Source organism: Candidatus Erwinia dacicola (assembly GCF_001756855.1).
In the GTDB taxonomy this organism is placed as follows: Bacteria; Pseudomonadota; Gammaproteobacteria; order Enterobacterales; family Enterobacteriaceae; genus Erwinia; species Erwinia dacicola.
Genome location: NZ_MAYS01000436.1, coordinates 1 through 1,037, shown reverse-complemented (window position 1 = coordinate 1,037; position 1,037 = coordinate 1). Strand labels below are relative to the sequence as shown.

Annotated in this window: 4 protein-coding genes; all 4 read right to left on the bottom strand. The window is 44.4% G+C overall.

Annotation, left to right across the window (positions count from 1 at the left end):
* Window positions 1-118 (bottom strand): phage filamentation protein Fil family protein (locus BBW68_RS18890; RefSeq protein WP_186821331.1); only part of this gene is annotated, 118 nt, incomplete at its 3' end.
* Window positions 119-130: 12 nt separating this feature from the next.
* A complete protein-coding gene (locus BBW68_RS18885) occupies window positions 131-304 on the bottom strand; it encodes a hypothetical protein (RefSeq protein WP_186821330.1) in 174 nt (57 codons plus the stop codon).
* Window positions 294-554 carry a DUF4761 family protein gene (locus tag BBW68_RS19205; RefSeq protein ID WP_222563088.1) on the bottom strand — a complete coding sequence of 87 codons (261 nt, stop codon included), beginning with the start codon at window positions 552-554 and terminating at the stop codon, window positions 294-296. Before BBW68_RS19205 ends, BBW68_RS18885 begins: the two co-directional genes overlap by 11 nt.
* Before the next feature lie 12 nt (window positions 555-566).
* Window positions 567-770, bottom strand: coding sequence for a DNA-binding protein (locus BBW68_RS11825; RefSeq protein ID WP_070135518.1), 204 nt, complete (start codon window positions 768-770; stop codon window positions 567-569).
* Between the last annotated feature and the right edge of the window lie 267 nt (window positions 771-1,037).

Below are 1,037 nucleotides of genomic sequence, written 5' to 3'. Positions count from 1 at the left end.
GTTCCGGTTTAAAGAAACGCCCGTCCGGGCATTCAATCCAGCCGCGTGTATTGCGGTAGTGCGTGACCTGGCAACCATGCTTTAACCGGCTGGCAAGTGATGGAGCATTATCGTTTATATCTTGTACCTGCTACAGTTTCCTACGGGCTTTTAGCTCTACTTCTTCGCAGAGGATGTTATATTCAGCAAGCGTGTTAATTCTTTGCTGCTTTACTTTTATACTCCGCTGACGAATCAAAAATTGAATTGAATACAACGTAAGAACAGCAAAGAGAGAAAGCCCGATAACCATTTCAGTTTTCATAACCTTTTCCATCATTCAGCCTTTCAATGGTTCGCAGTGCTTCCGATAAGGCAAAGTCACGGCCATAGTAATTATCAATGCAGCCGTTAACATCCCGCTTATTTATTAAATACGAATTGCTACGATTAAAAGCATTGCGTGATGATTTGCGGATAGTGAATCCATAATACACATAGGTGTTTTTTCTGACGTGTATCAGCCCCGAAATATTTCCGACACTTGACCCATGCTCAAGGTATCTTTTTCTCATTTTGCAACCCTATTAGCTATTAGCAATGGCATCTTTAAGCATGGCGACCATATTCACTTCAACCTTTCCACCGGCTAGCTCTTTAGGTCGGATGATGATCCTCCTGTCCTTCACCATGGCTCGGCACGTTTCAAAAGGGATGCCAGTTACTCGGGCATACTCCCTTAGGGAAAGATAGGGGGCCAATACGTTTAAATTGATTGTGATGTTTTCCATAGAAACACCTTGATCAGTCCGCGTTAGCTACTTCCATGCCCCGCAAAAAAATCATGCGCGCCATGCTGGAGATCGAACGGCATTCTTTGGTGGCTAACGCCTCAAGTAACGCGCGCTCTTCGGTGGTCAGCCGCATAGGGATAGGGTTGCCAGAAGATAACCCCTTGAGAAGTCGTGATCTTTGGATGTTCTCGTCTTGTGTCATAGTGGTATATTGTGATCTGCTAAGTATCTGTAATTCACATTCTGGTACTCAATCGAGTATCT